At 43.4% G+C, this 8291-nt stretch carries 9 protein-coding genes; 3 read left to right on the plus strand and 6 right to left on the minus strand.

Annotation, left to right across the window (positions count from 1 at the left end; translation table 11 throughout):
- Positions 1–860: 860 nt before the first annotated feature.
- Positions 861–1016 (plus strand): hypothetical protein, encoded by a 156-nt coding sequence (locus K7X24_RS21565; protein WP_224558245.1) that lies wholly within the window; start codon positions 861–863, stop codon positions 1014–1016.
- A 15-nt stretch (positions 1017–1031) separates the two neighbouring features.
- On the opposite strand, the gene K7X24_RS21570 is transcribed toward K7X24_RS21565, so the two are convergent.
- From K7X24_RS21570 to K7X24_RS21585, 4 genes are all read right to left on the minus strand, one after another.
- Complete coding sequence (locus tag K7X24_RS21570) at positions 1032–1214, minus strand: hypothetical protein (protein WP_198340285.1); 183 nt, start codon at positions 1212–1214, stop codon at positions 1032–1034.
- 295 nt (positions 1215–1509) lie between these two features.
- Positions 1510–1809, minus strand: coding sequence for a helix-turn-helix domain-containing protein (locus tag K7X24_RS21575; protein ID WP_198340283.1), 300 nt, complete (start codon positions 1807–1809; stop codon positions 1510–1512).
- 2 nt (positions 1810–1811) lie between these two features.
- A complete protein-coding gene (locus K7X24_RS21580; protein WP_039318317.1) occupies positions 1812–2162 on the minus strand; it encodes a type II toxin-antitoxin system RelE/ParE family toxin in 351 nt (116 codons plus the stop codon).
- Between the two features lie 1012 nt (positions 2163–3174).
- A complete protein-coding gene (locus K7X24_RS21585; RefSeq protein WP_198340282.1) occupies positions 3175–3393 on the minus strand; it encodes a hypothetical protein in 219 nt (72 codons plus the stop codon).
- A gap of 634 nt (positions 3394–4027) precedes the next feature.
- Between K7X24_RS21585 and K7X24_RS21590 the strand changes: the two genes are divergently transcribed.
- Positions 4028–5155, plus strand: coding sequence for an AAA family ATPase (locus K7X24_RS21590; protein ID WP_224558246.1), 1128 nt, complete (start codon positions 4028–4030; stop codon positions 5153–5155).
- Positions 5156–5157: 2 nt separating this feature from the next.
- Positions 5158–5901 carry a hypothetical protein gene (locus tag K7X24_RS21595; protein WP_198340290.1) on the plus strand — a complete coding sequence of 248 codons (744 nt, stop codon included), beginning with the start codon at positions 5158–5160 and terminating at the stop codon, positions 5899–5901.
- 756 nt (positions 5902–6657) lie between these two features.
- Here K7X24_RS21595 and K7X24_RS21600 read toward each other — a convergent pair.
- Together K7X24_RS21600 and K7X24_RS21605 are read right to left on the minus strand one after the other, a co-directional pair.
- Entirely contained in the window at positions 6658–7269 is a 612-nt protein-coding gene (locus K7X24_RS21600) for a hypothetical protein (protein WP_198340289.1), read from the minus strand.
- Positions 7266–8156 carry a site-specific integrase gene (locus K7X24_RS21605; protein WP_198340288.1) on the minus strand — a complete coding sequence of 297 codons (891 nt, stop codon included), beginning with the start codon at positions 8154–8156 and terminating at the stop codon, positions 7266–7268. The genes K7X24_RS21600 and K7X24_RS21605 overlap by 4 nt, the downstream gene beginning before the upstream one ends.
- Between the last annotated feature and the right edge of the window lie 135 nt (positions 8157–8291).

Below are 8291 nucleotides of genomic sequence, written 5' to 3' on the forward strand. Positions count from 1 at the left end.
ATTTCCGGTAGCGCGGTTTGCGAATTAACCGTGTTTCTTCCTGTAATGCGGCCAGTTCCTGGCTGACGTTAAATTCCGTCATGTCGTCACCGCTTGATAGTTTGTAAGAACGCCTGACCGGAGGAACCGGTTCAGCGGCAATTGAATGCCTATTTGCCCCTGTTTGACGCTTTGTCGCGTCTGGCTCGGACTATTCTCGCCATGTTTTTCCCCGTCGGCGTGGGTTAATCGCGGTCGTTACACTGACCAGGTGGCGTTTTAACTGCGTCGCCTCAGTCTCTCCAGATGTTGCTGCTGGGTATCAGATCCCTCAAGGGGCACGGATTGTTGACCTGTATCCGGTGTAATCAGGAGTGCGTTACGTGCACTAATCATCAACAGTACGAGAATAATACGGATTGTGTTGCGCTACCAAGATGCTTCTTAACTATTGCGTCTATGTTGAATAAACCCAGTAATATCCGCTATGTACAACATATCTTTTCGTTGTACATAGCGGATATTACTGGCAAAAGATAATGCTAAAAACGACACCAAAAAATGACAACGTGACATCGTCATAATCAGGCTGAATACGACCGACAGACCGCTAACGTTTGGTATAGCGCTATACTGTCTCAAAAATAGGGGGTGAGACAATGGCGTGGGTCAGTGTGAGACAGGCAATGGAATTGACCGGGAAAGGGCGAAGTTCGCTGTACCGGGATATGGCAAAAGGCCGCGTATCATATAGGTCTGAGTCTGATGGCGGTCGATCTCTAGACACCAGTGAGTTGATGCGTGTCTACGGTGAGTTCAAACCGAGTGAGACAACGAATCGGGACACTCAGAGACAGGGCGATGAGACCGATAATAACGTAATGAAAGACCTGATTGCTGAGATGAAAGCGCTCCGGGAAGAGGTGTCAGGTCTCAAGCTGGAGATTCAGGAAATGCGCCGGCTGGAATACAAGCCGGCGCATGATGAATCGGAGAACGTTCACCCTAAACCCTGGTGGCGTCGCTGGTTAGAATAAACGGTCGCCAGTTTGTTAATCGTCTTTATCGGGAAATTGCTCGGGGTAGTAGCAGTCATGAAAATCCCTGAGCTTTTCGTGCAGCACAAATGCAAGGATTTCGCGTACCTGATCGTGGGTGATAGCAGTTACGGCATAAGACAGTGCACAGCATTGGTCTAGCAGTTCGTCAGGATTCAGAGGGGTATCGTCGAACATAATGGTATTCCGATAGTGAGATATTTCACCACCATAAGAGTTCCTACGCTCTTTGGGTGGTAGCCCAGACGGGGGTAGGAATACCGGTACTATCGACCCGGCCAGCCCGAAGGCTGCCCCGCCTGAGCCACCATAGAGACGAGCAAAGGCTGCGATATAAAAAAGGACGCTGGCGCGTCCGATCTTATCGCCGATAGTAAGTCCGGGTTCCTACACCCGGTCACCGATGTGCGGTGACTAGGCAATAATAGCTGAAAATAGCCTGAAAAGGAGGGCTGATTGAGGAACGGTTAATTTAGAGATGAAATGCGACACGTTTCCCTGTCGGTAATGTGACATCAATGCTCAGTTCTCCACCTAATCCTGCTACATAACGTTTTAACGTGGAAAGACGAGGATCATTTTCAGGATTCTCCATCTTGGCTAGTGTTGGTTGTGATATGCCAATCGCCCGAGCCAGTTCTGTCTGAGAGAGTTCTAATTCATCACGTAGCTGACTAAGGGCAATAACCAGACTTTTTTCTTCGACCCTCGCTGCTACGCGAGCCTGCATTTCTGGACTCTCTTTTGCCAGTAGTTCTCTGTATGTCGCCATGATTATTTCTCCAGGTTAGCCAGATGTTTTAGGTACTCAGAATCGGCAAGTCGAATCATATCTCTGTAGAATCGTTTTTCGTTTATCCCGGTTTTATCTCCGGCACATAACACAATAGCTTTACGTGTTGGATCGAAAGCAAAGAATGCTCTTATTGGTTTACCTGCATGTTGAACACGTAACTCTTTCATATTCGGAAAATCTGAGCCGTTTAATGTGTCTACATATGGCCTGCCGAGCTTAGGTCCGAATTTCTCTAAGATCCCCATTGCCTCGTAAACCGATTCTCTCAGTGAATCATCTTGAGTTAAAAACCAGGCGTCGAAGCACTCTGTCGTTATTACTTCCCACATGTTCTTTGCCTATGAATTATAGCTTTATTGCTATAGTTAATTATAGCAATAAAGCTATAAAGATGAAATCCTTATCAGTAATGACAACTTACTGAACCTCTTCCTCTTATAGCCCTTTGATATGTAAGTGATGATGTAGTGAAGCTGGTTAATCCGGCTACTCGGAGGATAGGACTACTGTTACAGGCGGTTCTGATGAATGGTTTATATGGAGATGGAAATGAAAAGTGTTTCACAAATGCGATTGGTATTAGAAGTAACAAAAGTTCTGATAGATGTCGTGCTGATCATCATGATGTTTAAACGGTAGCGATGAGGAATCATTTTGCGCATGCGCAAAATGATTCCTCGCTGGGACCACGGTCCCAATCTGCGGAAAAGCGACCAAAACAGAGGTTACGTGTTCTCTCTATCGCGAAAATGCTGCCTATGCACAGAAGTGCATAGGCATGCATGGGGTTAAAACTTATCAGGTACGTTTTTCCCAGTTCGCCCCATAGATAACCCTGTTTTTTAGCATTCATGCGGTAATGTTGCGCTGAGGGCGTCTGAGGCGGTGCGTGGATCGGATGTTATGGTAAATACGAGAGATTGGCAGGTATAAAAAAAGCCCCGAAGGGCTTTTGGTGCTCTTAGCTAGTGTGACACGGGTTACAGCAGTAGTAGCAACCATTAATTCTGTTACTCGGCCAGCGTCGTTTCGCATCAAGAACAGCGCTCCGGCAAGATGGATGATAGCCCAAAGAAATTTGGTTCTCTGAATTAGGCATATGAGAACAACCATTAGTTGTGTCATGTACTTCATGATCGCCATTTGCTTGCTGATTTTTGTTGATAACGTAATTAGGCATTCAACTACCTCATTTTTCAGTTTATTGATGGCGTTAATGTTCCAGATGCAACCGTGCAATTTTTGTTTCTTTCCCATGGAAGGAAAATGTCGCTCTGATGGTTATGCTAGGGGAACATAGACTTTCAGGTACCAAAAAAGCCCCGTAGGGCTTTTTATTAATTACTTTGCTCGATACTGGCCGTGCTGATCTTCTTTTTTTCTGTTGCGTACACGATGAATATTCACTGTGTGATTTTTATCTGTTGCCCAGTCGATAGCTTCTTTCTGAGTGTCAGATTCAAACAGAACCTTCCCATTTTTTTCTTCTTCAACGGCATAATGGATCTTTGGATCCCAGTTCTCTCCGTTATCAACTTTAACGATATCTACATTTGCCATTCTATTTTCCTTACATAAATTTGGTTAGGAGTCACAGCTTTTAAACTACGGAAGTTATTACTTTTTTTCTTCCTGTTTAACGGGGATTTTGAACATACCCCCGTTAGGACGGGTGATCCGTTGACCTTTCACCGTTATGTAAGGGCGAAAAATGTATGCTTGTGAGCTATCATTTTGCATCATATATTTCTCATTTTTCGCCACATCACTGTTGATTTTTATGTGAAAAATTGTACTGTAACACTCAACAAGTCTTGTGGCGGGTTTATTCCAAACACTTGAGGTGGTACTCAAGCGTCATATTTGCGTATGATTTGTTATGGGTTAGTTCTGGTGGTACAGGCTAACCCAATCCTTTTTCTGTTCTGAAATGGCTTCCAGTCTTTTTAAACCCAAAAAACCTCCTCTGTGATTTATTTTCTCATTCATATCAGATAGATAAATTGATTTTCAGTAGTCAACTTATCGGTGAGATTAGATGTATCCCATCATTTTTTTGCAATAAGTTACAATCTACTAAACTCTTTTAACTGAATGAGATCAAAAACTAGTGTACATGTTTATTTTTTTCAGTCAATATTTGCCGTAAAAAAAATACGGATTGTTTTTTTCATTATGATAACCGGAGATGACTATGCTTGAGAGATTTGAAGTTGCGGGTTTTAGAGGGTTTGAAGGTAAATTCTCACTTGATTTAGTTCAAAAAAGAAACTATGAATTTAATGATGAGGCCATTAATAATGGGGTTGTAAAAACCAGTGTGATCTATGGTAAAAATGGATCAGGTAAAAGCAATTTAACGCATGCTATTTTTGACTTAATATCTCATCTAAGTGAAGCATCTAAACTTCCTACATTCTTTTCAAGAAATTACTTGAATGCAAAGAATAAGTCAGGAGTTGCATCATTTAAATATTGCTTTAGGTTTTTAAATGATGAGGTTGTTTATTTTTATGATAAAAAAAATGCTAGAAGTATTGTTAGAGAAGGTCTCGACATTAATGGGGTTAATTTTGTTTATTTAAATAGAAAAGAAAGCAACGTAGCTACTATAAATATACCTGGAACTGAAAATTTAAATAAAGATTTTTCCGGAGCCGATGATAATGTATCTATTATATCGTATATAAATAATAATTCAGTATTCCCTGACGACAACATAACAATTACTTTTAGAAAATTCATTTCTTATGTGAAAGGAATGCTTTTTTTTAGATCTCTATTAGAGGGGAATTCATTCATTGGCTTAGAGTCTTCTGGGAAGAGTATATGTCAAGATATTGTTGAACACGACAATGTTAAAGAGTTTGAGAATTTTCTAAATTCTAATGGCGTTGAATGTAAGTTAAAAGAAATTGAGGGAGATAATGGAAAAAGTATTGGGTTTGATTTTGGTGAAGTAGTTATTCCATTTTATGAGATAGCCTCTACAGGCACAAAGTCTCTTGGTTTATTTTTTTTCTGGATGCAGCGAATTGATCAAGTTTCACTAATATGTATCGATGAATTTGATGCTTTCTATCATCATGAATTATCTTCAAATTTGGTTTCCATTCTCCGTGATAGTGAAGCTCAGGTTATTTTGACCACTCATAACACTAGCATTATGAGTAATGAAATACTAAGGCCTGATTGCTATTTTGTTATGGATAAAAAAAATATCTCCCCACTAAATGAGTTGACAGACAAAGAGATTAGAGTTGCCCATAACTTGGAGAAGATATATAAGGCCGGTGGTTTTAATAAGATAAATAAGGCTTAGTTATGGCCGAGAAAATTCTTTTTGTTTTTGAAGGTGAGAAAACAGAACATGTTATTTCTCGTGACTTCATTCATTACTTTATTAACGATGAAGAAAAAACAATTGTCAAAGTTTCGTTTTGTGCTGAAATATATCAACTTTATAGAAAAATAAAGGAGGATGATTTCGGCATGGATTATATAGACATTTTCCCGTTGCTTCAAGAAAGAGATCACAGTCTTAAATCATACAAAAGAGATGAATTCTCTCAAGTATATTTGTTTTTTGATTATGATCCCCATGCTACGAATGCTAGTAATACAGATTTACATGAAATGTTAGATGTTTTTAGTGAAGAGACTGATAAAGGAAAGCTTTTTATCAGTTATCCTATGGTTGAATCAATTCGTTGCTTTAATGGAATTGATGATGATTTTAATAATTTATTAATACCTAAAAGTGATGTAGGTGGTTTTAAAAAATTAGTCAATGAATATGCTGATAAAAAATACAATAACGTTCCTCAATGGACTAGAGATACATGGGTTAAGATCATTGAGATTCATTGTAAAAAAGCCAATAATATTGTTTTTGGAGTCAATGAGTTACCAAAAAGTGACATTGGGCAATGCTTAATTCTCGATAAACAATGTGAAATTGAGGAAGTGAGTAACTCTGTTATCGTTATAAGCTCTTTTCCACTAATGTTTTTATCTCACTTTGGTGAAAATATGGAAGATATTTTGGCAGAAAGGTCTTCCTGTTAAAAATGGAATTTCGAGGATCTTCTTGAGATCCTCTGTAACTCGTCGTAATCTCTCGCTCTGTAAACGAAAAAACCACCTGGGGAGGTGGTTTTTCGAGGGTTCAGTGAGTTGGGGAACTTCTGAACCGTGGTAACAGTCTTGTGCGAGACGTGTCACCCAATCCGTCCTTTCAGTGTAGCTGTAGTTAGGCCACTACTTCAAGAACTCTCGATACATCTCTCGCACATCCTGCTACCAGTGGCTACTGCCAATGGCGATTTGTCGTGTCTGTCAGGGTTGGGATCAAGAGAATAGTTACCTGCACAAGACGTGGTAGTCGGGCTGAACGGGGAGTTCGTGCATACAGCCCAGCTTGGAGCGAACCACCTAACCAGACCCCAGCATCCGGCGTGGAATGAGAAAACGCGGCCATGACAGCGGAATGATGCGGGGACACTGTAAGGTGGGAACAGGAGAGCGCACGAGGGAGCAACCTATCGGAAACGGTGGGGATCTTTAAGTCCTGTCGGGTTTCGCCACTTCTGATTTGAGCACTGGTTATCGAAAGATTTCTGTGAAGCTCGTCAGGAGGGCGAAGCCTATGGAAAACGGGGCTGGACTTGGTTTTCTTGATTGCTCTCGGTCATTACGTTGAGTGGTTCGTCGTTAACACGCGCAGCTCGCCGCAGTCTCATGACCGAACGGAGTGAGCGAATGAGCGAGGAAGCGGAATATCATGCTTCCTTGATGTGTCCTCTGTTCACTCCTCATCTTGTTTTAAGATTTAAAGAATTCTGTTAATTCCCTATTTTCCTGTTCCATCTTGAGTTTTTCGAGTTTCCGCCGTCGGCGCTCTGCTGTCGCAGTGGCATTTTTGCGTCGGGTTTCGGCGTTACTGCTTTCTTGTTTGGCGATGCTGACCTGTTTCTGAGATTCTGCGATGACGTTTTCAAGCTGATCTTGGGTTGTTTTGATGAGTGTTCCTGCTTTCTGCTCACGTATTGTGGCGGCATTTTCTCGCTGAATGGCACGGTCGAGTTGTTCAGCGAGACGTTTGTTGGCCTCTGATTCAGCCTGTACGGCTTTTTCCTGAGCGATGCATGCCAGCCTATGGTAATGCGCGATTTTTTCGCCCTGATCGCAATTATCGGCTTTCATGATTATCCAGATGAGTGCCAGTCCACCTAAACAGCCTGTAATGAGAATGCCGGGCAGCATTAATGCCCATAACTCAGCAAAAATGTGCCAGCCTGAATATTTTATAAGATATTCGCCTTGTCGGGTTATTAGCGTGTAGCGTTCCAGTGTGGCGGAAATGAACCAGTAGGTGATGCCAAGCGTGGCTAACAGCGCGATTAAAACCGTAATTCGGCAGAAAATAAATTTCATCGCAGGTAGGTTTCCGTGATCTCCGGGCGAAAATGCCCCATTTCCTGACTGACTGTCGTCAGGGCAGCTTCCCAGAGCAGACCCTGATGTTGCAGTTCGCGCATCCGTTCCTGAGCATAGCTGTGACGAACGCCGTGGGCACCGGCTGACCAGCCTAATACCCGTTGTGCAGCAGCGCTGAAGCTGTTTGACCAGGAATGGCCGCCACCAAGCGCATAACGGCTGGTGTGGTTGACTCCACGATCAGTCAGGATGACGGAGTGGTCGCGTCTGACAGCTTCAAGACGTGAAACCAGCTCCTTTGGAAGCTGGATTTCACGAACCAGTCCGCCTTTACCATGAACGGTGTAGACCATACCGTCACGCCCCGCCCATTTTGTCTCGTCAGCCTGTCGTATGCTGGGCGGCTGTTCGTCAAGTCTTGCCAGCGTATAAAGCTCGTGGGCGCGTAATCCTGCGGCGTAGGCCAGTTCGGTTGCTAGTGCGTTCTTTGGGGTTTGAGCGGCGCAAATGCGGGCGATTTGTTCAGTAGTGTAAGCCCGTCCTGTCAGGATTTGTGGATGGTCTGCGCGGATTACGGGTAAACGCTCAGTCAGAGGCAGTATACCGGTGACGTGGTGCATCATGGCCTGAATGGCCTGTCGCTCCATGTCGAGCGTTTTTTGTCCTACAGATTCACCACGGGATTCAAGGTAACTGACGGCCAGAGAAGGTGTCAGCTCCCGCAGACCGCCGACGATCTTGGATGCGTAAACCCATTCAGCCACTCGAGTTAACGCCTGTTCGTAGTTGCGCACCGTACCAACCGAGCGCAAATGCTCCCCTTGCATGACTTTCATGACTGAAGCGGCCTGACGCCTGGGTGAGGAAAATTTTGCTTTAGCCATGACGAGCCAGCCAGCGTGTTACCGTGGATAACACCACCCGTATCCGCTTTGCTCTGAGCCAACGTTGTAATTCGGCGGCACTGGCGCCAGCCTGATGAAGTTGCCGCAGTTCGCCGGTGTAACGATCGAGACGAG

The sequence above is a fragment of the Pectobacterium versatile genome, from assembly GCF_020166435.1.
In the GTDB taxonomy this organism is placed as follows: Bacteria; Pseudomonadota; Gammaproteobacteria; order Enterobacterales; family Enterobacteriaceae; genus Pectobacterium; species Pectobacterium versatile.